Annotated in this window: 23 protein-coding genes; 10 read left to right on the top strand and 13 right to left on the bottom strand. The window is 71.0% G+C overall.

What is annotated here, in order from left to right; genetic code table 11:
* Nucleotides 1–16: 16 nt before the first annotated feature.
* Nucleotides 17–1612, bottom strand: coding sequence for a 3'-5' exonuclease (locus tag EDF50_RS05335; RefSeq protein ID WP_123518556.1), 1596 nt, complete (start codon nt 1610–1612; stop codon nt 17–19).
* A gap of 155 nt (nt 1613–1767) precedes the next feature.
* Between EDF50_RS05335 and EDF50_RS05330 the strand changes: the two genes are divergently transcribed.
* From EDF50_RS05330 to EDF50_RS05315, 4 genes are all read left to right on the top strand, one after another.
* Nucleotides 1768–2349, top strand: coding sequence for an MOSC domain-containing protein (locus EDF50_RS05330; RefSeq protein ID WP_123518956.1), 582 nt, complete (start codon nt 1768–1770; stop codon nt 2347–2349).
* A 142-nt stretch (nt 2350–2491) separates the two neighbouring features.
* Nucleotides 2492–2848, top strand: coding sequence for a PRC-barrel domain-containing protein (locus EDF50_RS05325; RefSeq protein ID WP_043596802.1), 357 nt, complete (start codon nt 2492–2494; stop codon nt 2846–2848).
* A gap of 265 nt (nt 2849–3113) precedes the next feature.
* Nucleotides 3114–4622 carry an MFS transporter gene (locus EDF50_RS05320; RefSeq protein WP_123518555.1) on the top strand — a complete coding sequence of 503 codons (1509 nt, stop codon included), beginning with the start codon at nt 3114–3116 and terminating at the stop codon, nt 4620–4622.
* 162 nt (nt 4623–4784) lie between these two features.
* Nucleotides 4785–5960, top strand: coding sequence for an acyltransferase (locus tag EDF50_RS05315; protein ID WP_123518554.1), 1176 nt, complete (start codon nt 4785–4787; stop codon nt 5958–5960).
* 49 nt (nt 5961–6009) lie between these two features.
* Here EDF50_RS05315 and EDF50_RS05310 read toward each other — a convergent pair whose 3' ends face one another.
* From EDF50_RS05310 to EDF50_RS05280, 7 genes are all read right to left on the bottom strand, one after another.
* Entirely contained in the window at nt 6010–6612 is a 603-nt protein-coding gene (locus EDF50_RS05310) for a DNA-binding response regulator (protein ID WP_123518553.1), read from the bottom strand.
* A gap of 117 nt (nt 6613–6729) precedes the next feature.
* Entirely contained in the window at nt 6730–7281 is a 552-nt protein-coding gene (gene epsC / locus EDF50_RS05305; RefSeq protein WP_123518552.1) for a serine O-acetyltransferase EpsC, read from the bottom strand.
* A gap of 1 nt (nt 7282) precedes the next feature.
* Nucleotides 7283–8221, bottom strand: coding sequence for a cysteine synthase A (cysK, locus tag EDF50_RS05300; protein WP_123518551.1), 939 nt, complete (start codon nt 8219–8221; stop codon nt 7283–7285).
* Between the two features lie 159 nt (nt 8222–8380).
* Entirely contained in the window at nt 8381–9430 is a 1050-nt protein-coding gene (locus EDF50_RS05295; RefSeq protein WP_148076760.1) for a hypothetical protein, read from the bottom strand.
* Nucleotides 9431–9642: 212 nt separating this feature from the next.
* Nucleotides 9643–11340 carry an FAD-binding oxidoreductase gene (locus tag EDF50_RS05290; RefSeq protein WP_370453971.1) on the bottom strand — a complete coding sequence of 566 codons (1698 nt, stop codon included), beginning with the start codon at nt 11338–11340 and terminating at the stop codon, nt 9643–9645.
* Entirely contained in the window at nt 11337–12296 is a 960-nt protein-coding gene (locus EDF50_RS05285; RefSeq protein ID WP_123518549.1) for a 1-acyl-sn-glycerol-3-phosphate acyltransferase, read from the bottom strand. The genes EDF50_RS05290 and EDF50_RS05285 overlap by 4 nt, the downstream gene beginning before the upstream one ends.
* Complete coding sequence (locus EDF50_RS05280) at nt 12293–13072, bottom strand: SDR family oxidoreductase (RefSeq protein ID WP_123518548.1); 780 nt, start codon at nt 13070–13072, stop codon at nt 12293–12295. Before EDF50_RS05280 ends, EDF50_RS05285 begins: the two co-directional genes overlap by 4 nt.
* A 98-nt stretch (nt 13073–13170) precedes the next feature.
* On the opposite strand from EDF50_RS05280, the gene EDF50_RS16590 reads away from it, so the two are divergent.
* Genes EDF50_RS16590 through EDF50_RS05260 form a run of 4 tightly spaced genes read left to right on the top strand, consistent with a single transcriptional unit; the run spans nt 13171 to nt 17497 of the window.
* A complete protein-coding gene (locus EDF50_RS16590) occupies nt 13171–13992 on the top strand; it encodes a hypothetical protein (RefSeq protein WP_158612637.1) in 822 nt (273 codons plus the stop codon).
* On the top strand, nt 13989–16304 hold the full coding sequence (locus EDF50_RS05270; protein WP_123518547.1) for an SDR family oxidoreductase: 2316 nt from the start codon (nt 13989–13991) through the stop codon (nt 16302–16304). Before EDF50_RS16590 ends, EDF50_RS05270 begins: the two co-directional genes overlap by 4 nt.
* A gap of 21 nt (nt 16305–16325) precedes the next feature.
* Complete coding sequence (locus EDF50_RS05265) at nt 16326–17153, top strand: ferritin-like domain-containing protein (RefSeq protein WP_123518546.1); 828 nt, start codon at nt 16326–16328, stop codon at nt 17151–17153.
* Nucleotides 17150–17497 carry a LysR family transcriptional regulator gene (locus tag EDF50_RS05260; protein WP_123518545.1) on the top strand — a complete coding sequence of 116 codons (348 nt, stop codon included), beginning with the start codon at nt 17150–17152 and terminating at the stop codon, nt 17495–17497. The genes EDF50_RS05265 and EDF50_RS05260 overlap by 4 nt, the downstream gene beginning before the upstream one ends.
* Nucleotides 17498–17613: 116 nt before the next feature.
* Here the strand turns inward: EDF50_RS05260 and EDF50_RS05255 are convergent, their stop codons facing one another.
* The 5 genes from EDF50_RS05255 to EDF50_RS05235 form a co-directional block, all read right to left on the bottom strand.
* The gene (locus tag EDF50_RS05255; RefSeq protein ID WP_123518544.1) at nt 17614–17943 is read right to left on the bottom strand and encodes a hypothetical protein; all 330 of its coding nucleotides are present in this window, start codon (nt 17941–17943) and stop codon (nt 17614–17616) included.
* A gap of 101 nt (nt 17944–18044) precedes the next feature.
* A complete protein-coding gene (locus EDF50_RS05250) occupies nt 18045–19253 on the bottom strand; it encodes a GAF domain-containing protein (protein WP_123518543.1) in 1209 nt (402 codons plus the stop codon).
* 135 nt (nt 19254–19388) lie between these two features.
* Nucleotides 19389–19991, bottom strand: a complete 603-nt coding sequence (locus EDF50_RS05245; protein ID WP_123518542.1) for a hypothetical protein — start codon at nt 19989–19991, stop codon at nt 19389–19391.
* 140 nt (nt 19992–20131) lie between these two features.
* Entirely contained in the window at nt 20132–20698 is a 567-nt protein-coding gene (locus EDF50_RS05240) for a type 1 glutamine amidotransferase domain-containing protein (RefSeq protein WP_123518541.1), read from the bottom strand.
* A gap of 142 nt (nt 20699–20840) precedes the next feature.
* Nucleotides 20841–21740 (bottom strand): sugar-binding transcriptional regulator, encoded by a 900-nt coding sequence (locus EDF50_RS05235; RefSeq protein ID WP_233570417.1) that lies wholly within the window; start codon nt 21738–21740, stop codon nt 20841–20843.
* Nucleotides 21741–21932: 192 nt separating this feature from the next.
* On the opposite strand from EDF50_RS05235, the gene EDF50_RS05230 reads away from it, so the two are divergent.
* Both EDF50_RS05230 and EDF50_RS05225 read left to right on the top strand, forming a co-directional pair.
* Nucleotides 21933–23675, top strand: a complete 1743-nt coding sequence (locus EDF50_RS05230; RefSeq protein ID WP_199738640.1) for a glycerol-3-phosphate dehydrogenase/oxidase — start codon at nt 21933–21935, stop codon at nt 23673–23675.
* Between the two features lie 200 nt (nt 23676–23875).
* Complete coding sequence (locus EDF50_RS05225; protein ID WP_123518539.1) at nt 23876–24535, top strand: GntR family transcriptional regulator; 660 nt, start codon at nt 23876–23878, stop codon at nt 24533–24535.
* Nucleotides 24536–24538 lie beyond the last annotated feature (3 nt).

Here is a 24538-nt window from a genome sequence, read left to right as displayed (position 1 = left end):
AGTCGAGACGTCCGCGTCAGGCCGCGGTGCGCGACCGACGCGAGCGGGCCAGCACGAACGGCAACTGCGTCTCGTCGACCACCGGCACGCCGTACCGGAGGGCTTTCCGGACCTTGCCCGACGGGCAGGCGACGTCCGCCGCGACGACCAGCGACGTCTCGGTCGTGACCGCCGGCCAGACCACCAGGCCCGCCCGCTCGAGCGATCGGGCGAGGGCGTCTCGCCCCTGGCTGAGCGAACCGGTGAGCGCCACACGCGCGCCGGGCGCCAACGGGCCGACGTCGGGCCGGGCCAGGGTCGGCGTCCGGGGTTCGGACGGGACCCCGAGGGACTCGTCGAGTCCCTCGATGACCTCGAACTCGTCGAGCTCGTCGTCGTCCACCGGGCGGGGTGCGCGCTCGAGCACCGACGGCACGAGAGCCGCGTCGCGCCGGTGCGGGGCGATGCCGAGCATCTCGGCCACCGCGTCCACCTGTCGCCGCTCGTCGTCCGAGAGCACGTCGTGCGCCCAGACGGTCGAGACCAACGACGAGAAGTAGCGGTCGTGCAGCACGGCCCGAGCCGACCCGTCCAGGTCGAGTTCGTCGGCGAGGGTCGCGAGGTTGCCGGCCTCGTCCGGCGAGAGATAGCCGTCGGACAGCGCCTTGTCGAGCATCGCGGCGTACTGGTTCTGCCGACGGTCGAGGTCGAGCTGCGGCAGGAGCTCCGTCGCCCGCTCGAGGAACCGCGGCTCGGCGGGAGCCGGCTCGACGGGCAGGCCGTAGACGTCGCGATCGAGGTCGAGGTCGACGGGGCCCGTGAGGTGCATGCTGCCCGTGGGGCTCGCCGGGGGCACCGCGGCGGGAGCGGTCGGTGCGACCGCGCCGGACGCCGAGAGCACCGCGCCCGCCGACGGGGCGGACGCGAGCTCGGGCACGCGGACGACGCGGCGCCGGGATCGCCAGACCGCGCCGCCGGGACCGTGACCTCCGTCGTCCGCTCCGCCCGCGCCTCCTGCGTACCGGGGGTTGGGTGTCGTCCTCGGGGTCTCGGCCGTCGGCCACTGCTGCAGGGCGGCATACCGGCCCCAGTCCTGCCACCAGGCCGACTGGGCGTCGCCCATCCGCAGGTAGGCGGACAGCAGGCGGGCCGTCGCGGTCGCGTCCGCCAACGACTCGTGCGCCACGGTGAGGTCGACGTCGATGGCGGCGCAGCAGTCGGCGAGCGTCCGTCCGGCACCGGGCAGGTAGGTGGGCGCGAGCTTCATCGTGCAGAGGGCGCCCGCACCGTCGGGCCCGAGCGGTGAGACCAGCCCGAGGCGAGCGAACTCCGCCGCCAGGAACTGCGCCTCGAAACGGGCGTTGTGCGCGACGACGACGCGTCCGCGCAGGCGGTCGCAGAGGTCGTCGACGATGTTCTCGAACCGGGGCGCCCCACGCACGTCGGCGCCGCGGAGGCCGTGCACGTGGATGGGCCCGAGATCTCTCGAGGGGTCGACGACGGTCTCGTAGGACGCCTCGACCTCGCCCCGGGCGTCGAGGTGCACGATGCCGATCTCGATGACGCGGTGATGCTTCCCGGGCCAGAGCCCGGTCGTCTCGACGTCGATGACCGCGTAGCCGCCGTGCACCATGTCACCCCTTTCGTCGCGCCGAGCCTGGCAGGTTGCCCGATGGGCATCCAGCCCGCAATCGGGTGACACCCGTCGTGGGGCGGTGGGGGGACCCGGGGTCAGGAGGCGCGGATCGGCGCTTCCCGTCGATCGCGTCGTCCGCCACGATGGAGGGCATGACCGCCGCCCCCGCCTCCGTCATCGCCGCGACCGCGGTGGTGACCGCCGTCTGCCGCGTCTCCTCCCTGCGTCCCGACTCGGGCACGATCGGCGTGACCGCCATCGACAAGCGCCCCGTGGACGGGCCGGTGCACGTGCGACCCCTGGGCCTGCGGGCCGACGTCCAAGCCGATCGCAAGCACCACGGCGGCCTCGACCAGGCGGTGTACGCCTTCGCCGACGAGGACGCCTCCCACTTCGCCGAGCTGCTGGGGCGTGAGGTCACGCCGGGGCTGTTCGGTGAGAACCTCCGCACCTCGGGCCTCGACGTCACCGGCGCCGTGATCGGCGAGCGGTGGGCCGTCGGCGAGACGCTCGTGCTCGAGGTCACCGCGCCGCGCGTCCCCTGCGCCACGTTCGCCCGACGACTCGGCGAGCCGCAGTGGGTGAAGCGGTTCATGGCCGAAGGGAGGCCGGGGGCGTACCTGAAGGTCGTGAAGTCCGGCCCGGTGGAGTCGGGCGACGCCGTCGTCGTGCTGTCACGACCCGAGCACGGGCCCACGATCCGCGAGGTGTTCACCGGACGCTCGTCCGCCTGACAGGACATCCGGCGGCCGACCGCGCGCTCGGGCCTGCCCTCGGGAGCGCACGTCGGGCGCGCGTGATCGGACGTGCGCGGTCGGGCACGGCTAACGTCGGACGCGACGGGCCGGGACGCGGCCCCCGCCAGAGGAGGCATCCATGTTCGAAGCCGAGAACATCCGCGATTGGATCGGCATGCCGGTCGTCGACCCCGACGGTGACAAGGTCGGCTCGCTCGAGAGCATCTACTTCGACACCGCCGCCGACCAGCCCGCCTTCGCCACGGTGACGGCCGGCCTGCTCGGCCGCTCGCGCCTGGTCTTCGTGCCGTTGCAGGGCGCGGTCGTCGCTCCCAAGCACCTCAAGGTGCAGTTCGCCAAGAAGCTCGTCAAGGACGCTCCGTCGATCGAGACCGACGGAGAACTCGAGGCCGCCCGCGAGCCCGCCGTGTTCGAGCACTACGGTCTCGTGTACCAGACCGGTGCGGCCGGCGAACGCCGCCTCGGCCGCCGCTGACCGCGTCGCAGTCCCACCCCGAAGGGCCCCGCCACACCGGCGGGGCCCTTCGGCGTCCCGGGGCGGGCCGCGGGAACCGACCCGACACCTGCCCGGCGGTGCGCGCCCGAGTGCAGAACGTGCAAAAATCAGGAGGTGCTGGTCGGTGACCGGCGCCTCCTGCGTCCCGCGCCCGCCCCGACGTCGCCGTCACGCGCTCCGGCCTCGTGCCGCCCCACGCCCCGCCTCGCCTCACGGCCCGTGCCGCCGCCCGAAAGGCCACCCCATGACCCACGCCTCCGCTCCGACCGGTGCCTCGTCGCCGTCCTCCCCCGGGGCGGGACCCGGCCAGCCCGCCGGTGTGCCCCGCCACGCCTGGTACGCGCTCGTCGCGTTGCTGCTCGGCATGTTCATCGCCCTGCTCGACACGACGATCGTCAACGTCGCCCTGCCGACGATCCGCACGACCCTCGACGCCTCGGAGTCGACGCTCTCGTGGATCATCTCGGGGTACGCGCTCGCCTTCGGCCTCGCGCTGATCCCCGCCGGGCGCATCGGCGACCGCATCGGGCACAAGTGGGTCTACTTCACGGGCGTGCTGCTCTTCACGCTCGCGTCGCTCGCCTGCGGCCTCGCACAGGACGACACCCAACTCGTCGTGTTCCGCGTGGTGCAGGGTCTGGCCGGCGGCATCTTCGTGCCCGCCGTCACGGCGTTCATCCAGTTGCTGTTCCCCGGTCGCTCGCGCGGCAAGGCCTTCGCCATCATGGGTGCCGTGATCGGCGTCTCGTCGGCGCTCGGCCCGATCATCGGCGGTCTGATCATCCAGGCGTTCGGCGACGAGAACGGCTGGCGTCTCGTCTTCTACGTCAACCTGCCGTTCGGCATCATCACCCTCGTCGCCGCCGCCGTCCTGCTGCCCAAGCGCGACGAGTCGGTGCCCCGCCCCGACCGCGGGCTCGACTGGATCGGCTTGGTGCTGGTCTCGGGCGCGTTCGTCGCCCTGCTCGTCCCGCTGATCCAAGGACAGGACGAGGGCTGGCCGCTCTGGACCTACCTGACCATCGCCGCCGGTGTCGTGCTGCTCGCCCTCTTCGGCCTGTGGGAGGTCGCCTACACGAAGCGCGGCAAGACCCCCCTCGTCCCGCCGAAGCTGTTCGCCCACCCGTCGTTCACCGGCGGCGTCGTGCTCGCGCTCGTCTACTTCGCGGCCTTCACCAGCATCTTCTTCACGATCTCGCTGCTCTGGCAGTCCGGTCTCGGCCACAGCGCGCTGGCCTCGGGCGCCGTGGCGATCCCGTTCGCGGTCGGCAGCATCATCAGCTCGTCGCAGAGCAACCGCATCGCCGCCCGACTCGGGCGAGGCGTGTTGATCCTCGGCACGGCCCTCGTCACGATCGGCCTCACCTGGATGTGGCTCGTGCTCGTCACCGTCGACGCCGCCGACCTCACCAACTGGATGCTGCTCGTGCCGCTGCTGCTCGCCGGCCTGGGCAACGGCTTCTTCATCGCACCGAACGTGCAGTTCATCGTCGCCACCGTCGACCGGCAGGACGCCGGCTCGGCCAGCGCCGTCATCTCGGCCATCCAACGCATCGGCTCGGCCGTCGGCATCGCGATCATCGGCAGCGTGCTGTTCGGCACGCTCACCATCTCGGGCCGCACACCGGCCGACGTCGCCACCGGGTTCACCGACGCCGCGGCCCACGCGATGCTCGTCAGCGCGATCTTCGCCCTGGCCTCGTTCGGGCTGGTGTTCGCCCTGCCGCGTCGCGTCCCGCAGCAGCGCGGGTAGCGCCGCCCGGGTACCGCCCGGAGGCGCGCCGCCCGGGACGCGCCGTCCGAGGGCGCCGTCCGGAGGCGCTGCCTGGGTGGCGGCCACCGGCGGGCACAGCCGGGATGCGAACCCGGCCACCTCGTTCGGGCGGCACCAAGGATCGTGAGGCACACTGCAACGATGCCCTCAGCCCTGCCCGCCACAGAGCCGACCGTGCGCCCCGCGTCGACCACCCGTCGGGACCGCGTGCTGCCGCTCGACGGGCTGCGCACGCTGGCCATCGCCCTCGTCGTCCTGTACCACCTGCACGTGCCGGGCTTCGGCAGCGGATTCGTGGGTGTCAACGTCTTCTTCGTGCTGTCGGGCTACCTGATCACCACCCTGCTGCTCCGCGAGCACGCCACGACGGGACGCATCCGCCTCGGTCGCTTCTGGGTGCGGCGTCTGCTGCGGCTCTACCCGACGTTGCTGGCCGTGGTCGTCGTCGGCGTGGCGCTGTGGTGGCTCGTCGGCGACTACCAGGGGTCGACCCTCGGTCCCGTCGGTGCCGCTCTGATCGCCCTGACCTACACCGGCAACCTCGCCCGCGCCTTCTTCGACACGTCCCAGGGCGTCTTCGCCCCGATGTGGAGCCTGTCGATGGAGGAGCAGTTCTACCTCGTCTGGCCGCCGGTGCTCGTACTGCTGCTCGCCGTCGCGGTCCGGCGCAGGGCGCTGCTCGCCGGCCTGTCGGTCGTCATCGTCGCCTCGGCGGTGGCGACGTGGTTCTTGTACGACCGTCCGTCGGGCAGCGCCACCCCCGACATCTATTTCAGCCCTGTCCTCAACGTGGCCCCGTTGCTGATGGGCTGCGTACTGGCGATCGTCCTACGGTCCGACCGCGTGCGGTCAGCCCTGGCCGGCCGCTGGGGAGCGCTGGCCACCTGGCTCGGACTCGCCGGGGTCGTGGGCTCGTTGTTCGTCATCGGATCGGGCTGGCAGCAGAGCGTCCTGACCTTCGCGGTGATGCTGCCCGCCGTGGGTCTCGCGTCGATGCTCCTGATCGGCGGTCTCGTCACGGCGTCCTCACCCGTCGCGTGGGTGTTGTCCCTGGCGCCGGTCGCCTGGTTCGGACGTGCCATCTCGTACCCGCTCTACCTCTGGCACGTCGTCTTCATCGCGCTCGTCGAGCCGTACGTGCAGGGCACCCTCGGCATCGTCCTCGTGCTCGCCGCAGCCATCGGCACGTCGGTGCTCTCGCATCACTTCGTGGAGAAGCCCGCCCTCAAGCTCAAGGGTCGCTTCGAGCCCCGGGAGCCACGCCGCGCCTCCTCGTCCACCGATGCGTCACGAGAGCGCCAATTGACCAACGCCTGACGCCTGACGCCTGACGCCTGACGCCTGACGCGTCTCGCGGAACCGCCGATCAGAGCCAGCCGCGCTCGCGCACGACCCGGGCGGCGGTGTGCCGGGACGAGCTGCCCGTCTTCTGCATCGCCGACGACAGATAGTTGCGCACCGTGCCCGATGCCAGATGCAACCGTGCGCTGATCTCGCGCACCGGCAAGCCGTCGGTCGTCAGACGCAGGGTGTCGAGTTCACGATCGGCCAGCGGGCAGTCGTCCATCATCGCCGCCGCCGAGATGTCGGCGTCGATGTACCGGCGGCCGCCGTGCACCTGCACGATGACCCGGTGCAGTTCGTCCGGGTCGACCGACTTCGGCAGGAACCCGCGGACGCCCGCGGTCAGCGCGCGCTTCGACACCCCCGGTCGACCGTGCCGCGTCAACAGCACGACGGCCTGGCCAGGTCGCCGCGCGAGGATGGCGGTCGCCGCCTCGATGCCGTCCATGCCCGGCATCTCGAGGTCGAGCAACACCACGTCGGGCTCGTGCTCGGCGGCCAGCCGGACGGCCTCGAGGCCGTCCGCGGCCTGCGCGACGACCTCGATGTCGTCGGCCAGGTCGAGAACAGCGGCGATCGACCGGCGCAGCAACGTCTCGTCGCCGGCCAGCAGCACGCGGATCACGTGTCACCCCTCGAGCGCGGGGCTCGGGCCTCGGTGCGGAAGACGCCCTCGTGGTGGCTCGTGGCCGTGAAGTTCTTCCGCTGGGAGCCCCGCCGCTGACCGGTCCCGGCCCCGTGGTCAGGGTCGGCGCGGGCGGGCGACGGCGGGCACACCGACGGCGACGGAGCCGGGCGGGACGTCCTTCGTCACCACCGCGTTGGCCCCGACGACGCTGCCGTCGCCCACGGTGACGCCGCCGAGCACGGCGGCCCCGGCACCGATCGTCACGCCGTCGCCGACGGTGGGGTGTCGGCGGCCGAGCGCGCCTCCTCGTCCCTTCCCGCCGAGCGTCACGCCGTGGAAGATCGTGCAGTCGTCACCGATCTCGGCGGTCTCGCCGATGACGACGCCCATGCCGTGGTCGATGAACAGTCGGGCCCCGACGCGGGCCCCGGGGTGGATCTCGACGCCGGTCAGCGTCCGGGTGAGCTGCGAGACCACCCGGGCGACGAACCGGGAGCCGAGGAGGCGCGGTGCCGGCCCCGCACGCCAGAGCCGCGAGGTCACGCGATGCGCCCAGACGGCGTGCAGGCCCGAGTAGACCAGGGCCGTCTCGAGGCGTCCTCTGGCTGCCGGGTCTCGCCCCGTGACGGTGTCGAGGTCCTCCCGCAGGCGGGCGACCAGGTGCACGTCAGGCGTCCGCGAGGTCCTGGAAGAGCACCGTCGACAGGTAACGCTCGCCCGTGTCGCAGACGATCGCCACGATGCGCTTGCCGGCGTTCTCGGGTCGCCTCGCGATCTCGAGCGCGGCGTGGACGATGGCGCCCGACGAGATGCCCGAGAGGATGCCCTCTCGCGTGGCCAGCTCACGGGCCACGCGCAGGGCGTCGTCGAGCTGCACGGGGAACACCTCGTCGATCTGCGAGCGGTCGAGCACCTCGGGGACGAAGTTCGCCCCGATGCCCTGGATCTTGTGCGGACCGGCCGTGCCCTCGCTCAGCAGCGGCGAGTCGGCGGGCTCGACGGCGACGACCTTCACGCCCGGGACCTTCTCGTGCAGCACCTGACCGACGCCCGTGATCGTGCCGCCGGTGCCGACGCCCGCGACGAAGAAGTCGATCTGGCCGTCGGTGTCCCGCAGGATCTCGGGGGCCGTCGTGCGGCGGTGGATCTCGGCGTTGGCCCGGGTCTCGAACTGCTGCGCCCAGATCGCGTTCTCGGTCTCGGCGGCGATCTGCTTCGCCCGCTCGACGGCGCCCTTCATGCCCTCGGGGCCGGGGGTCAGCACGATCTTCGCGCCGTAGGCCTTCATCACGGTGCGTCGTTCGACGCTCATCGTCTCGGGCATCGTGACGATCACCTGGTAGCCGCGGGCGGCACCGACCAGGGCGAGCGAGATGCCGGTGTTGCCGCTCGAGCCCTCGACGATCGTGCCGCCGGGCTTCAGGTCGCCGGAGGCCTCGGCCGCGTCGACGATGGCGACGCCGAGGCGGTCTTTCACGCTGGCACCCGGGTTGTAGAACTCGAGCTTGGCCAGCACCTCGGCCCCGCCCTCGGCGGGCAACGAGTTGAGCTTGACGAGGGGGGTGTTGCCGAAGGCCGAGGTGATGTCGGCGTGGATTCCGGGCATGCGCGGGTCTCTTCCGTGAACGGGGTCTGTGCGGACGGATCGACGCTCATCTTAGGCAGCCGCCCTGCGCCGTCCCCCTGTGTGTCCCCGAGCGACGCCGCCCCTGCCCCTGCCTGCCTGCCTGCCCCATCCCGCCAGGATGTGGGCACAGCACCATGCTTAAACCTGGCGGTGTGCCCACATCCTGGCGTTGTGGCGCGGCCTGAGCTGGATGCCGAGGTCTCGGAGGGTTCCGGCGAGGGGAAGGCGCAGGGCGACGTCCTCGGCGTCACATCGACCGATGGCGGTGATCCTGCCTGATCGCACGAGACGCCGCTCACGGTCTTTCTCAGCCTTCACCACCGCCGACGGCACCTTGCCTGCGCGCATCGCCGCGTCGTCGTACTTGGCCTTGCCGTCGAACTCGAGCGCCGCGTCACCGATGACGAAGTCGCATCGACCCGCCAACCCCCGCCCGTCGAAGAACTCGACCTGCATCGCCGGCTCCGGAGCGCCGAGCTCGAGCAGTGCAAGGCGACACAACGACTCACCGCCGTTCTCTGCCCATGGAGTGGCGAACAGCGCGACCCGCCGAGCCGTGGAGAGTCCCCGCGTCCCGGGTGCCCGGGCCAGCCGTTCGACCAGCGACTGACGTGCGTCCTCGGCCGCGTCCTCCACGCGACACCGATGTCCGGCGGCAGACGTCGGGTCTCGTCGGGCGGACGAGGTGAAGCAACCGGCACGGATCGCCGCGCGCCGCAGGACGGCGTCGACGCAGAGCACGCCGTCGGCGAACGACGACGTCCTGGACCTGTCTACGGCCGTCCGTACGTCGTTCGTCACGGGGAGCCCGTCGACCTCGACGACGTCCTGGGTGTCGATCGGCCCGGGATGACGGACGACACGGTCGGTCACGTGCACCCGGTCGCGCGACGGATCGATCACGTGGACCGGTCCACGGGGCCAGTCCACGCTCGGGAGCCCGTGCAGGGCGACCGCCGACGCGTGTGACACCACGGCACTCGGGGACAGTCCAGCGAGGACGGCTCGCACCGTCAGGACGTGCTGCCGACGCGGGTCGAGCCGGATCCAGTCCGCCGTCACGACGTAGGCCCCGGGATGCACGCGATGCAACACCCCGCGCCTGGCGTCACGACGGAGGGCGGAGCCGTGTCTGCTCTGTGAACCGTGGGTGGCCGCAAAGACGAGGGGCGGAAGGAAGGTGGACACGAGGCCACCTTGATCGACCGGTCGCGTCCTCGGGGCGTGACCCGCGCCTCCTTGTGGACGCGATGCAGGGGCGCCGGTCCTGTGCACGAGATGATGCATCACGTACCACGCCACGAAATGGTCACAGCACCACGACTAATCGTGGTGCTGTGACCATTTCGTGGCGTGATGGGCCGGCGCGGCGGCGGCAGCGCAGGAGGCGCGGCGCGGGACTACGCGCCCGTCACCTTCCCGGGGTTGAACACGCGGCCCGGGTCGGCCGAGTCGAACAGCCCCTGCATGACGGCCACGCCCTCGGGCGACACGTCCTGTGCGAGCCACGGCTGGTGCTCGAGCCCGACGCCGTGGTGGTGCGAGACGGTCGCCCCGGTGTCGATGAAGGCCTGCTGGATGGCGTGCTTGACCACGTCGTACTCGGCCTCGGCGTCGTCGCCGTGCTCGAAGGCGAAGGTGAAGTAGAGGCACGCCCCCGAGTGGTACGAGTGCGACAGGTGGCCCATGATCCAGCCCTGCTTGCCGATCTGGTCGAACGCCTGGTTCGCCGCCGCGTAGACCCGCGACGACACGAGGCGCAGCTTCGACCAGGGGGCGGCGGTCTCGGAGACGTCCGCCGCGCCTCCGTGGTCCATGAAGAAGTCGCGCAGGTAGGGCGTGTCGAACTTCTTCTGGTCGTAGAGCTTGCCCGGCCCCTTGCCGACGCTCATGCCCTTGTTCGCCTTGACGATCTTGGCGACCGCCTTCTGGGTGTGGGCGACGTGCTCGGGGCTGCCCTCGTAGCCGATGAACGACAGGCACATGGCGTCGACGTCCCAACCCTTGGCCTTCAGGATCGTCGGCAGCAGGTCGGTGACCTTCTGCGAGATGCCCTTGCCCGGCTTCGAGGTGGCGAACGAGAACGCGGTCTCGTGCGCGTCGCTGACGCGGGTCACGGACGGGCTGACGTCGCTCTCGGCGATGGCCTGCATGGCGGCGAGGCCGTCGTGCCACGACGGGAACAGGTACGCGAGGATCTCGCGCTTCTCGGGCAGGCGGTGCACCTGGGCCGTGACCTCGGTGATGACGCCCAGGCGTCCTTCGCTGCCGATGATCATCTCGCGCAGCGACGGCCCGGTCGAGGCGCTGGGCACGGCGCGGATCGAGAGCACGCCCCCGGGTCGGACGACCCGCAGCCCCTTGGTGATGTCGGCGATGTCGCCGTACTTGTCGCTCTGCATGCCCGACGACCGGGTGGCGACCCAGCCGCCCATGGTCGAGTGGGTGAAGCTGTCCGGGAAGTGCCCGAGGGTCCACCCGCGGGCGTTCAGCTGCTCTTCGAGGTCGGGGCCCTGGCCGCCCGCCTGGATGCGCGCGAGTCCGCCGTCCTCGTCGATGTCGAGCACCTTGTCGAGGCGACCCATGTCGAGCGAGACGACCGTGCGCTCCTCCGCGGGGAGCGGCTCGAGGCTGCCGACGATGTTGCTGCCGCCGCCGAACGGGATCAGCACGAGGTCGCTCGCGACGGCGAGGTCGACGATCCGCTGGATCTCGTCCTCGTCGGCCGGGTAGACGACGACGTCGGGCACACGATCGAGGCGTCCCGCACGGATGCGGATCAGGTCGCGGATGCTCTTGCCGTAGGTGTGGACGACCCGGTCGTGGTCCTCGGTGACGACCTGGCCGTCGCCCACGATCTGGACGAGCGAGTCGAGCACCTCGGTGCCGGCCCGCGAGGCGGGCACGTCGAGGTCGTCGAACGAGAGGCCGGTGTCGTGCCCCTGGGACAACTCGACGCCCACGATCTTCTTCACGAAGGGGGCGAAGGCCGGCTTGTCGTCGTGGTGGAACGCGACGCCCTCGACGCCCCAACCCCACCACTTCATGTGCTTGACGCCGTCGACGGCGGGGCTCTTCTTCTGCTGGACGTCGGTCACGGGCGTTCTCCTTCGAGCGGGTCTGACGGGCCCAGGATGCGGGCGGTGTTGGCGTCCTTCAGACGCAGGATCTCGGTGCGCACACGCGTCGAGAAGTCGGTGACGGACTCGCCGTCGTGGGGTCGCATCGGGTCGCCGAACGCGACCCCGACGGGGAGCCGGCCGGGCCGGGGCCAGCTCCGGCCCCGGGGCTGGGCGATGTTGGCGCCGATCAGGGCGAGCGGCACCACCGGCACGCCACAGGCCGACGCGAGGGCCGCGGCTCCGGGCTTGAACGCGGCGACCGTGCCGTCCTTCGAGCGGGTGCCCTCGGGGAACACCAGGACCGGATAACCGCGCTGCAACAGCGATCGCGCGCTGACCGTGGGCTGTCCCTGTCGTCCGCGGGCGGCCGCCTTGGCCGCGGCCCGCCGACGGGCCGAGCTCTGCGGCGTCGACCCCGCCGACGCACCGGACGAGGAGGCGCGGGTCGCGTCGGCCGCGGACGCCGGGGTCCCCGAGCCCCGCTGCACCGGGAACGCGTTGAAGAACAGTTCGGTCAGCTGACGCCGCCAGGGCACGTCGAAGAAGTAGTCGGCCGCGGCACCCGTGGCGAGGTACCGCGCCAGCTTGCGCGGCAGGGCGCCCAGGATCAGCGGGGCGTCGAGGTGGCTCGAGTGGTTCGCGACGACGATGAAGCCGCCCGTCAGGCCTTCGACGCGGTCACGGTCGATCACGGTCACGTCGGTGATGGACCAGATCGTCGGCTTGAGCACCATGCGTTGGGCGACGTAGCGCGCCATCGCGTGCCGACGTGAACTGAACCGGTCGCGGACGTCGCTCGCCACGCCGCCGGCGCGCTGGGCCACGTCACCGGCGCGCTGGGCCACGTCGGCCCGGACGTCGTCGACGCGCTGGGCCACGGCGTCGAGGCGCGCGTGTTCGCGGCGCCCGTCGCGATCGTTCCGCACGCTCACTGCCCCCCTGGCTTGCGGCGGCTCGACGAGATCGCGCCCGACGCGGCACGGACGGCGCCCTTCGGGGCGTGTCGGACCAATCCCATCAGCACCTTGTACCGAAGCGTGGGCATGGAGATCACCTTGCCTTTGTCGACGTCGCGCAGGCACGCGACGACGAGTTGTTCGGTGCTGAGCCACAGGGCGTTGGGTATCGACGACGACTTTATGCCGGCGCGCTGATGGAACTCGGTCCGCACCCAACCCGGCAGCAGGGCCGTGACGCCCACGCCGGTGCCCTTCAGCTCGACGGACAGTCCCTCGCTGTACGACGTCACCCACGCCTTGACGGCCGAGTAGCCGCCCATGGCCATGAGGCCCGCGGTGCTCGACACGTTGATGATCCGCCCGTGCCCGCGCTCGCGCATCGACCGGGCGGCGGCACCCGAGAGCACGAGGACGGCCCGGCACATGACCTCGAACGCGAGGTCGTGCGCGGCGACGTCGGTGGAGGTCAGCGGGGTGTGCATGCCGAAGCCGGCATTGTTCACCAAGAGGTCGACGGGACGGGTCGGATCGGCCAGTCGTTCGGCGACCCGATCGACGTCACGACGGTCGCCGAGGTCGGCCGCGATGACCTCGACGTCGCGGCCGAGCGCGCGCAGCGCGGTCGCCGTCTCGTCGAGTCGGGTGAGGTCACGGGCGACCAGGACGATGTCCCAGCCGCGCGTGGAGAGTTGGCGGGCGAATTCGGCTCCGATGCCGGACGTGCCCCCGGTGACGAGCGCTACAGCCATGCCGCTTACGATACGGTGCTGAGAGCAGACTGCGCGCATCGAGACCCGTTCGAGGCCCTTCTCGCCTCGTCCACATCTGCCCCGGAGGATCACCCGTCATGACGACCAGAGATGCCCCGCGCGCCGACCTCGACTTCGACATCCGCGAGTTCACCAAGACGGCCCAGGGCAACTGGCGCCCCGACCTCGATCTGTCCGGCTTCGCCGACACGCCTCTCGGCCCCGACGCCCTGCGTCTCGTCCGCCACCTCGGCCGGCTCGAGAGCGCGACGATGGAGAACCTGCGCAACCTGCTGGTCACGGCCACCCACAAGGACACGAGGGTCACCGCGTTCCTCGTCACCTGGGCGTTCGAGAAGTTCTGGCTGGCCGACGCTCTCGACGCCGTCCTCGAGGCCCACGACGAGCCCCGCAACCGCGACGTGCCCGAGGGCCCGAAGCGGCACGCCGCCTCCGAGGCGGTCGAGCGTCGCGGCCCCATCACGCGCGCCCTCCAGGCCATCACCGTCGGGTCCCCGATCGTCGCCGTCCACACAACGACGGGTGCCGTCGACGAATGGGTGCTCCGAGAGGCATACGACCGGCTCGACGAGCTGGGGGGCCACCCCACCCTGACCACCGTGATCGACCGGGCCCGGGTCGTGAAGGCCCGCCACGAGCGGTTCTTCGCGAGCGAGGCCGACTGGCGTCTGCGCGACTCACGCCGCTCGGTCACGATGACCCGCGCCTCCTTGCTGACTGCCGTGTGGCCCGTCGGTGCCGTCGAGCGCGCCGACTCCGAGCGCACCTTCTTCGACGCCACCGTCTTCGGCGGGGCCGAGGGGCACCTGCGCGCCGACCGCGTGGGCGCACTCGTCGTCGACCTGCCGGGCATGGATGCCACCGTCGGCGCCGCCGTGACCAGAAAGCTGACCGCATGAGCTCCGCCCCCGGCCTCGCCCTGCCCGACCGCACCCCCGGCGCGACCCGGGTCGATCTGGGTGACTCGCACGTCCTGCTGACCGGCGGCACGGGCTTCGTCGGCCAGGCCATCCTCGAGCGCCTCCTCTCGTCGCACCCCGGCACGACGGTCACGCTGCTGATCCGCCCCAAGGCCGGCACCTCGGCCGAGGGTCGTCTGCGGCACCTGCTGAAGAAGCCCGTGTTCTCGTCCTGGCGCGAGGCCGTGGGGCCCGAGGGCGTCGAGAAGGCCCTCGCCGAGCGGCTCCGCGTCATCGAGAGCGGTCTCGGCGACCTGCCCGACCTGCCCGGCGACCTCGACGTCGTGATCCACAGCGCGTCCACGGTGTCGTTCGACCCACCGATCGACCAGGCCTTCGAGACCAACGTCGGCGGGGCGGTCGGGCTCTACGAGGCCCTTCGGAAGACCGGCACCGACCCGCACGTGGTGCACGTGTCGACGGCCTACGTCGGCGGCATCCGCAAGGGCGTGTTCCCCGAGGCGTCCCTCGCCCACACCGTCGACTGGCGGGTCGAGCGCGCCGCGGCCGCCGACGCGCGCGCCCGGGTCGAGGCAGCCTCGCGTCAGCCCGAGACGCTGCGCACCTTCCTCGCCCAGGGTCGTGCGGCGCACGGCAAGACCGGCCCGCAGGCGGTCGCCGCGGCGGCTGAGGAGGCGCGGGTCGCCTGGGTCAAGGCCCGTCTCGTCGACTACGGACGGACCCGAGCCGAGACGCTCGGCTGGACGGACGTCTACACACTGACCAAGGCGTTCGCCGAGCGCGCCGCCGAAGAGCTCTGGGCCGACGCCGGGCACCGCCTGTCGATCGTCCGACCGGCGATCGTCGAGAGCGCGCACCGCCACCCCTACCCCGGGTGGATCGACGGCTTCAAGGTCGCCGACCCGCTGATCATGTCGTACGCCCGCGGCCTGCTGCCCGAGTTCCCCGGGGTGCCCGACAGCGTGCTCGACGTGATCCCGGTCGACTACGTGGTCAACGTCATCCTCGCCGTCGCCGCGAACCCGGTCGAGGCCGGCAGTCCGCAGTACTTCCACGCCAGCTCGGGAGGCAGCAACCCGTTCTCGATCCTGCGCATGTTCGAGAACCTCAAGGCGTTCTTCACGGCCAACCCGTTACCCCGCGACGAGCACTCGTCGATCGAGGCCCCGCACTGGAAGTTCCCGGGTGTGCGGAAGGTCGAGGGTGCCATCCGCACCGCCAACCGCGTCAACGACGTCCGCGAGGCCGTGCTCACCCGGCTGCCGAGCACGCTCCGCACCCGCACGGCCCTGGCCGGGGTGCAGACCCGCCGGGCCGACCTCGAGTCGTTGCAGAGCCTGACCGACCTCTACCGCCACTACGTCCAGTCCGAGATCATCTTCGACGACCGCCGCACGCGGGCCCTGCACGCCGGGCTTCCGTCGGACTCGCCCGCCGACATCGGCTTCGACGTGACCGACGTCGACTGGGAGGCCTACTTCCAAGAGGTGCACTTCCCGTCGATCACCTCGATGACCCGGGCGTTCTCGGTGCGGCCCGCCGCGTCGGCCGTCGTCGCCGACACCCGGGCCCTGCCGCGGCGTGACGACGTCGTGGCCGTGTTCGACCTCGAGGGCACGGTGCTCGACAGCAACATCGTCGAGCAGTACCTCTGGGTGCGGTCCGCCGGATTCCGCAAGGCCGCCTGGCCCGGCGAGGTCGCCAGCCTGCTCACCTCGCTGCCCCGCTACCTGCGCGCCGAGGGTCGCGACCGCGGCGAGTTCATCCGCACCTTCTCGCGACGCTACGAGGGGATGCCCGTGGCACGGCTCTCGGGGGTGGTCCGCTCGCGCGGTTACGCCGACACGGTCCTCCGCCACACGCTCCGCGACGCGCTCGCCCGCCTCGCCGAGCACCGCGCCGCCGGGCACCGCACCGTGCTGGTCACGGGCTCGATCGACACCTTGACCACTCCCCTGGCGCACCTGTTCGACGACGTCGTCGCCAGCACGATGCACCAGCGTGACGGGGTCTACACCGGCTACCTCGCGCAGCCCCCGCTGGTCGACGAGGCACGGGCCGCATGGCTGCGCCAGTACGCCCAGGCGAACGACATCGATCTCTCGGGGTCGTACGGTTATGGTGACTCGTTCGCCGACCTCGCCTGGCTCGAGATGGTCGGCCATCCGAACGCGGTCAACCCCGACAGCAATCTGGCACGCGAAGCGCTCCGAAGAAGATGGAGCATCCGGGATTGGACGCGCAGCGGCACCAGCGGCACCACAGCGAAAGGAGACGGAGGCAGGGCCTGAGCCCGCGCCTCCTGACATCACATGGCCTTCGACATCGACAAGTTCGCGGCGACCTCCGAACGACTGAGCTGGGACGACCTCGACCTCGACCACTTCCGCAAGAACCCGCTGTCGGCCGACTCGCTGCGGACCCTGCGCTACATGGCCGACGTCGAGTACCACACCGTCTGCTACACCCGTGACCTGCTCACCACGCCTTCTCACAAAGAGAACGAGATGACCACGTTCATGACGATGTGGAACCGCGAGGAGTTCTGGCACGGCGAGGCCCTGGCCGCCATCCTCGAGGTGCACGGCATCACGGTCGACTACGACCAGCTGCGCGCGAACCGGCTCAAGCTGGGGTGGCGTGAGCGCCTCGACCCGGTCAAGCAGGGTCTGCTGGGCAAGATCGTCGGCTCGGACTTCGTCGCCGTCCACATGTCGTGGGGCGCGGCCAACGAGTACTCGGCCGTTTCGGCCTACAAGCGCATGGCCGAGCTCGAGAAGGACCCCGTCCTCGCCGAGTTGCTGAAACGCATCGCCAAGCAGGAGGCCCGCCACGTCGCCTTCTACGTCTCGCAGGCCCGTGAGCGCCTGCTCGCTAGCAAGAAGGCCCAGAAGCTCACGCGGTTCCTGTTGTCGAAGGTCTGGGCCCCGGTGGGCTCGTCCATCATGGAGGTCGACGACGTGAAGTTCGTCTTCGGCCAGTTGATGAGCGGCGAGGACGGACGCAAGGCCGCCGTCAAGCTCGACCAGAACATCTCGAACCTGCCCGGCATGAGCGGTCTGACGATCTTCCAGAAGGCGCTCGACGGCCTGGGCATCCGGGCGGACTCCCCCGCCGGCGGTTCGGTCGCCACCGCGTGAAGACCAGTCACCTGAGGCACTTCCTCGTCGCCGCCGAGGTGTTGCACTTCCCGGTCGCGGCCGACAAGCTCGGCATCTCGCGCCAGAAGCTCGAGTCGTCGATCGAGGCGCTCGAGCTCGAGTTCGGCGCCAAGCTGTTCGACCGCGACGCCACGCCCTACCGTCTGACCAAGGCCGGCCAGGCTGCCGTCGTCGTCGCCGAGGACGAACTGGCGAGTCCGTCCACCCCGACACCGCCGCCGCCCCCGCCGGCCGGCGGCAAGGCCAAGGCGTCCAAGGGCAAGGGCCGCACCCCTGCCGTCAAGGGTCAGCCCAAGCCGTTCAAGAAGCGCCAGGGCCGCTAGGCACGCCCGCGGCGGGCAACCAACCCGCCACCGCACCACGAAGTGGACACCGCACCACGTTTTCTCATGGTGCGGTGTCCACTTCGTGGTGCGGAGTGCATCTCATCGCGCGCTAGTCAGCTCGTGGACTCGACGCCGGCGAACCACTCGGAGTACCGCGTGTTCCGTGCCATGCGGCGGGTCTCGTCAGGGGCGTCGTCGTCCCACCACACCGGTCCACGTTCGCCGAGCGAGGTCTTCGCCGCGTCGACCCGGGCCCGGGCGTCCTCGACGGCGGCGTCGTCGCCGTCGGCCAGCGCCGCCTTCTTCGCGCGCCGCGCCTCCATCAGGTCGTGGACCAAGGAGGCGCGGGTCGCCTCGTCGAGGCGGGGGTCCGTCCGCCGCCACAGCCGGCCCCGGACGACCAGGTACCGGCCGTCGGGCGTGACCAGGGGTTCGGCGCTCATGCGTCGATTGTGCACCGAAGGGGCACGGCTCGTCGGTCCGCCGACGGCGGCCGACCGGTGAGGCCGACACGGGGCGACACGGGACGACGACGGACGAGACGTCACGCCCGCGCGACGACCTGCTTCGCGAGCTCACGCTGCACGCTGAGAGCGAGCTCGCGCAGCATGACGAGGTCGACGCTCTCGACCGTGCGGGGGTCGGGGTCGGCGACGCAGAGGGCCCCGATGCGGACACCCTCGGGGCTTTCGACGGGGTAACCGGCGTAGAACCGGGCCGGTGCGTCGACGCCGAACCGTTCGTCGGCCCAGGCGTCCTCGACGACGAAGGGCTGGCCGCCGGCCACCGTGTGGGCGCAGAACGACAGGGCGGCCGGCATCTCGCGGTCACCGCCCCCGACGAGCGCCTTGTTCCAGGTCCGGTCCGCCGTGACGAGCGAGAACGCGGCACCGCGCGCCCCGAGCAGCGTGCGGGCCCGTTCGACGATGTCGTCGAAGCGCTCCTCGGGATCGGTGTCGAGGAGGCCGAGGGACCGGATCGCGTCGACCCGGTCGATCTCGGCCTGCGGTGCGTGCCGACGTGCCCGGGCCACCCCTCCGCCGGCGGACATCTGGGCGTCGAGCATGGGCGCGAGCACCTCGGCCTGCGCCTCGCCCCACCGGGCGTACTTGGCGATCAGCCGGTCGCGGTCGTCGTGACCCGAGAGCGGCGAGGGGGGCATGAGCACGTGCACGCGGGGATGCGTCGAGCAGACGTCGCGGATCATCCTGTTCAGTTCGGCCGTGTGCCGGTCGACGAGGCCCCCGCCGGCGATGCGGAACACCGTCACCTCGCTGGGTGCCTGGACGCCCGTGACGAGCACGGGACTGCTCGCTCCCCCGGTCTCGGTCTCGATGTGCACGAGCAGGTCGACGAAGGCACGCCGCCACCTGGTGACGTCCGTCATCTCGAGGGCGTCGTTGATGCCGGTCACCACGACCACGGCGTCGTAGCGGGTGAGATCACGATCCCCGAGCACACGTCTGGCGTCGACCGTCCGCATCGCGGGGTCGGCCAGGACGTCGACGTCGACACCGCGCCCGGTCGCGTGCGAGACCGCTCGCGCGAGATGGCCGGCGAGCCCCAGGTCGTGGCTCCGGACACCCCATCCGACGGCGGGCCCGCTGCCGAACAGCAGCACGCGGTCGGGCGTGATACCCGGGGCGTGAGCCCGCGCGACGCCCTCGGGCCGGGGCAGCCCGAGCCGCCGGTCGAACCAGCGGTTGCGCTGTCGGATCACCCCGCGCACGAGCGGGCTCACGAAACGATGCATGCCGGGTTCCTCCCACAGCGGTGGCCTGATCGACGAGGGCTCCGCGTGGTGAGGGCCGAGCGTGTCGATTCATGGTGTCGTCCCGGGCCGGGCCGGGAAAGCCCCAGGTCGGGGGCCGGTGGACGGGGTCGTCGGTCAGGTCGGACGTGGCGCGTCTGACCCCGCCGGAGGCTGGGCGAGCAACCGCGCGATGTCGACGTCGACGAACTCACGGAGGCGCTGGTCGCGTTCGTCGGGATACGCCGGGTCGACCGCCTCGACCGCCGAGACCTTGGTGACGATCGCAGCACCCACGTCACCCCACGCCCGGTCGACCGCCGAGGAGACGATGCCGTCGACGAAGCCGTCGTCGGACTGCAGGTCGTCCAACCTCTCGGCGACGGCCGTGTAGGTCTTCTCGCGGAACCAGAGGGTGTCGTCGTCACCCCGTCGATAGTCGTGTTGGTGCCGGGACCGCCCCTTGGCCTTGAGGGCCTTCGCACGCTCGCCGCCGATGCGCTCGTTCTGTTCGCGCTGTTCGGCCGCGAGACGGCCGAGGATGGTCCGCACGGCCTCGCGGGTGCGCTCGTGGTCGAAGTGCTCGTCGTCGCGGAGGGCACGGATGACGATCGAGTTGGCGACCGAGACGACGGCGGCGGCACGGGAGATGAGCACGCCCTCGGAGACGGCCCGCTCGAGAGCCGCGGGGTCGGGTGTCGCCGGCTCGGAGGGGACCTTGCTCGCCTTGCCGAACTTCATCGCGCCTCTCTCTCGACCGGATGGGCGCCGGAGCACCCGGGGTCGGACCGACGACGGCCCGACGGTCCATTAAAGACCCGCGGCGGGGTTCGCCGCCCCGAGGTGGGACGCCGGACCCCGCCGCGACGGAGGGCGAGGGCTCAGGCCGTGGCGGCGAGTGCCGTCGAGGTCTCGCGGACGAAGTCGTCGAGGTCGCCGGGATCGCGCGACGTGACGAGCGTGAAACCCTGCTCGACGTCGGTCACGACCGAGCGGTCGACCCAGGTGCCGCCGGCGTTGCGGACGTCGGTCTGCAACGACGCGAAGGAGGTCAGCTCCTTGCCCTGGACGAGGCCCGCCTCGATCAGCGCCCACGGCCCGTGGCAGATGGCGGCGATCGGCTTGCCTGCCGAGGCGAAGGCCTTGATCAGGTCGACCGCGTCGCTCTCGGTGCGGAGGGTGTCGGCGTTGATGGTGCCGCCGGGCACGAGCAGGAGGTCGTGGTCGGCGGCCTCGACCTCGGCGATCGTCGTGTCGGGGCGGACGGTCTGACCCGGGTCCTTGTCGCCGACGAGCGTCTCGATCGGCTCGGTGGAGACGCCTGCGACGACGACGGTCGCGCCCTGTTCGCGCAGCTTCGCGAAGGGGACGACGAGTTCGTCCTGCTCGACGCCGTAGTTGGTGACGATCGCGAGAACGCGGCGTCCGGTGAGTTCGGTGCTGGCCATGGTGATGCTCCTCTCGGGGCCCGTCGGGGGCCCGGTGTGCGACTCGTCCCGTCTACGCGACCGGGCTGGGTCGCGGCTGGCCCGCTGTACCCCGCCCGCGCCTCCTGGTCGTGCCTGCCCCGTCGCCCCCGCGCCTGCGTCCTCAGCTGGCCAGGAGGGCCCTGGCCGTCCCCTCGTCGAGGATCAGGTCGGTGACCAGGCCCGCGGCGAGCGCACCGCGGACACTGGCCACCTTGGCCTCGCCGGCGACGACGCAGACCCGACGCGGCGTGCGCCGGATGGTCGCCAGGTCGGGGCCCGTGGCGCGCTGGTTGAGCTCGATGTCGGCCGACGAGCCGTCCTCGCGGAAGAACACGGTCGCGACGTCGCCCACCACGTGGTCGTGGACGAGGCTCTCGTGGTCGCTCTGCTCGAGGTAGCCGCCCGAGTAGACGTGGCTCGGCACGTGCGCCTCGCGCGATCCGACGCCGAAGACGACGAGGTCCATGGTGCCCTGCAGCGAGAGGACGCGACGGGTGCTGCGTTCCCGCCAGAGGGCCCGCTTCGTCGCGGGGTCGTCGAAGAACGCCGGCACCGGGAACTGCTGGATCAGGGCGCCGTACGCGTGACCGAACCTCCGCAGGATCTCGCTGGCGTACTCGATGCCGGTGGTGCGGGTGTTGGCGGCTCCGTTCAGCTGCACGAAGACGGTGTTGTGCGTCGTCTTGGGCACCAGGTAGCGGCTGACCGCGCTGACGGTCGAGCCCCAGGCGACCCCGACGACCATGTTCGAGTCGACGTACTGCGTGAGCGTTCGTGCAGCCGACAACGCGACCCGGTCGAGCCGGTCGACGTCGCTCGTCTGGTCGGGCACGGGGACCACATGCGCGACCACGCCGAACCGACGCTGCAACCCCTCGCCCACGGCCGTCGGCTGATCGAGCGGGGACTTGATCTGGATGTCGACCAGCCCCGTCTCACGAGCCGACTTCAGGAGGCGCGAGACCGACGAGCGGGACGTCTGGAGTTCGTGCGCGATGGCCTCCATCGTGAGGTCCTGCATGTAGTACAGATGCGCGGCGCGCAGGGCTTCTTGCGTGCGTTCCGACTGATCGCCGACGGCCAAGGGGACCTCCTTGCACGTTCGTGCAGATCCGTTGCACCCTGTGTGCATCGGGACGACGATGAATCTACCGGCCCGCACGACGAGTCGGTCACCACCACCAGACATCGCATCTCGAAAGAAGCAGTGACCATGTCGAAGAAGACAGACTCGATCCGTCCCAACGTGCAGCGCATCGTCGACCGCCCGACGGCACAGGTGCTCGTCGTCGGCGGTGGCATCAACGGGATCGCGACCTTCCGCGACCTCGCCCTCCAGGGGGTCGACGTCGTGCTCGTCGAGCGTGCCGACTACGCCTCGGGCGCCTCGGCCGCCTCGTCGCACATGATCCACGGCGGCATCCGCTACCTCGAGAACGGCGAGTTCCGCCTCGTCCGCGAGAGCGTCGAGGAGCGCAACGGCCTTCTCAAGATCGCTCCGCACTACGTCAAGCCCCTGCAGACGACGATGCCGATCTTCTCGACGTTCAGCGGCATCATGAACGCGCCGTTGCGCATGCTCACGCACAAGCAGCGTTCCACGAAGGAGCGCGGCGCCCTGCTGATCAAGGTCGGCATGACGATGTACGACTCGTTCTCGCGCGACGGCGGATCGGTCCCCCGTCACAAGTTCCTCGGCCGCAAGAAGGCCCTGGCCGAGATGCCGCACCTCAACAAGGCGCTCAAGTACACGGGCACCTACTACGACGCGTCGGTGCACGAGCCCGAGCGCCTCGCGCTCGACGTACTGAAGGACGGCCTGGCCGCCGGCGACAACGCCCGCAGCGCCAACTACCTCGAGGCCGTCGGCACCGCCGACGGCGGGGTGACCCTGCGCGACGTCGTCACCGGCACCGAGTTCACGATGACGGCCGACGTGGTCATCAACGCGTCGGGCCCGTGGACCGACCTCACCAACAAGGCCTTCGGTGCCGAGTCCCAGTACATGGGCGGCACCAAGGGGTCGCACATCGTCGTCGACAGCCCCGAGCTGCTCGAGGCCACGAACGGTCGCGAGATCTTCTTCGAGAACAACGACGGCCGGATCGTCCTCATCTACCCGCTCAAGGGGCGTGTGCTCATCGGCACGACCGACCTCGAGGCGGACATGGCGGAGCCCGCCGTCTGCACCGAAGAAGAAGTCGACTACTTCTTCGATCTGGTGAAGCACGTCTACCCCGACATCGAGCTCAACCGCGACCACATCGTCTACCGATACTCGGGTGTCCGACCGCTGCCCAAGCACGACGACCTCGCGGCCGGCTTCGTGTCGCGCGACTACCGCATCGTCGAGACCGAGGTCACGGAACTGCCCGGCACGACCGTCCTCAGCCTCGTCGGCGGTAAGTGGACGACCTTCCGCGCCCTGTCGGCCCACCTCTCGACCGAAGCGACGACCAAGCTCGGCGTGAAGCGCTCCATCGACACGACGGGCATGGCGATCGGCGGCGGCAAGGGGTTCCCGACCACCGACGGCGCCCGCACCACCTGGGTCGCGGCACACGCCGACGGGCTCGACCGCGACCAGGTCGATCGTCTGCTGACCCGCTACGGCACCCGCGCCTCCGAGGTCATCGACGTCCTGCTCGACCAGCCGTCGCAGGCCCTCGAGGCCGACCCCACGCTGACCACGGCCGAGATCGCCTACTTCGCCGAGCACGAGGACGCCGTCCACCTCGCCGACGTCGTGTTGCGCCGCACGAACCTCGCGTTCGTCGGTGGCGTCACGATCGAGCTGCTCACCGAGATCGCCGACGTCATGGCCGGCTCGCTCGGCTGGACGACCGAGCAGCGTGACGACGAGATCGAGCGGACCCTGACGACCCTGCGCGACTCGCACGGCGTCGAGGTCGCCTCGCAGCACGTGCCCGCGGCGACCCCGGCCGTCGCGAAGTAACGGCACCGACCCGGCCCCGACGGCCCCACCTTCCCCTGGGAAGGTGGGGCCTCGCCGTCCGGCCACCCGCCCGTCGCTCGCTCGCTCGCTCGCTTGTGGGAGAATGAGACATGTCACCTTCGGTGCCCATCGGGCAAAATGTGATGCTCTTCGGGTAAGATTCTGGCCGGGTAATTGACCGAGAGCATCCAGGAGGCCGCATGCCCGTTCCCGCCACTCCCCCCACCGCCGAGCGACAGCTGCTGCGCGACACGGTCCGCATCCGCATCCGTGACGCGATCATCGACGGCACGCTCGAACCCGGTGAACGCCTGCACGACGACGAACTGATCGCGTGGCTGCAGGTGTCGCGCACGCCGATCCGCGAGGCACTCGGCGACCTCGTCCGCGCCGGCCTCGTCGAGATGGCTCCGAACCGGTACACGAAGGTCGCGATGCCGAAGGCCGACGAGGCCGTCGAGGCGGTCCAGACCCTCGGCGTGCTCTTCGGTGGCGCGGTCCGCCTGGCCGTGCCGCACCTGTCGGCCGCCGTGACGCGAGAGATCGTCCGCATGATCGACGTCTGCCTGTCCGACCTCGACCGAGAGGACGGCCCGGCCCTGAACACCCACGCCGTCGCGCTCTTCTCGACCTACGTCCACCACTGCGGCAATCCGGCGCTGGTCAAGGTCTGCACCGACGTCACCGACGGCCTCGCCTACAAACTGCGCGTGCCCGACATCGTGCAGGTGCTGCAGTGGGAATCGATGGCCGACTCGTTCGTCGCCCTCCGCGAGGCGACCCAAGCCGGCGATCCACTGGCGGCCGAACTCGCCGCCGAACAACTGCACGCCCTGCCCGGCCGGCGTCCCGTCGCCTGAGGG

The organism is Frigoribacterium sp. PhB24 (assembly GCF_003755185.1).
Lineage (GTDB): Bacteria > Actinomycetota > Actinomycetes > Actinomycetales > Microbacteriaceae > Frigoribacterium.
Note: the sequence above shows the minus strand (reverse complement) of the source record. Positions and strands in the feature narration are given on the sequence as shown.

Excerpts from the sequence above, each read along its gene's own strand:
- EDF50_RS05250 (WP_123518543.1), bottom strand. The coding sequence starts at position 19,253 with ATGCATCGTTTCGTGAGCCCGCTCGTGCGCGGGGTGATCCGACAGCGC.
- cysK (WP_123518551.1), bottom strand. The coding sequence starts at position 8,221 with ATGCCCGGAATCCACGCCGACATCACCTCGGCCTTCGGCAACACCCCC.
- EDF50_RS05315 (WP_123518554.1), top strand. The coding sequence starts at position 4,785 with ATGCCCTCAGCCCTGCCCGCCACAGAGCCGACCGTGCGCCCCGCGTCG.
- EDF50_RS05255 (WP_123518544.1), bottom strand. The coding sequence starts at position 17,943 with ATGAGCGCCGAACCCCTGGTCACGCCCGACGGCCGGTACCTGGTCGTC.
- EDF50_RS05235 (WP_233570417.1), bottom strand. The coding sequence starts at position 21,740 with ATGCAGGACCTCACGATGGAGGCCATCGCGCACGAACTCCAGACGTCC.
- EDF50_RS05330 (WP_123518956.1), top strand. The coding sequence starts at position 1,768 with ATGACCGCCGCCCCCGCCTCCGTCATCGCCGCGACCGCGGTGGTGACC.
- EDF50_RS05320 (WP_123518555.1), top strand. The coding sequence starts at position 3,114 with ATGACCCACGCCTCCGCTCCGACCGGTGCCTCGTCGCCGTCCTCCCCC.
- EDF50_RS05230 (WP_199738640.1), top strand. The coding sequence starts at position 21,933 with ATGTCGAAGAAGACAGACTCGATCCGTCCCAACGTGCAGCGCATCGTC.
- EDF50_RS05270 (WP_123518547.1), top strand. The coding sequence starts at position 13,989 with ATGAGCTCCGCCCCCGGCCTCGCCCTGCCCGACCGCACCCCCGGCGCG.
- EDF50_RS05225 (WP_123518539.1), top strand. The coding sequence starts at position 23,876 with ATGCCCGTTCCCGCCACTCCCCCCACCGCCGAGCGACAGCTGCTGCGC.
- EDF50_RS05325 (WP_043596802.1), top strand. The coding sequence starts at position 2,492 with ATGTTCGAAGCCGAGAACATCCGCGATTGGATCGGCATGCCGGTCGTC.
- EDF50_RS05245 (WP_123518542.1), bottom strand. The coding sequence starts at position 19,991 with ATGAAGTTCGGCAAGGCGAGCAAGGTCCCCTCCGAGCCGGCGACACCC.
- EDF50_RS05280 (WP_123518548.1), bottom strand. The coding sequence starts at position 13,072 with ATGGCTGTAGCGCTCGTCACCGGGGGCACGTCCGGCATCGGAGCCGAA.
- EDF50_RS16590 (WP_158612637.1), top strand. The coding sequence starts at position 13,171 with ATGACGACCAGAGATGCCCCGCGCGCCGACCTCGACTTCGACATCCGC.
- EDF50_RS05265 (WP_123518546.1), top strand. The coding sequence starts at position 16,326 with ATGGCCTTCGACATCGACAAGTTCGCGGCGACCTCCGAACGACTGAGC.
- EDF50_RS05240 (WP_123518541.1), bottom strand. The coding sequence starts at position 20,698 with ATGGCCAGCACCGAACTCACCGGACGCCGCGTTCTCGCGATCGTCACC.
- EDF50_RS05335 (WP_123518556.1), bottom strand. The coding sequence starts at position 1,612 with ATGGTGCACGGCGGCTACGCGGTCATCGACGTCGAGACGACCGGGCTC.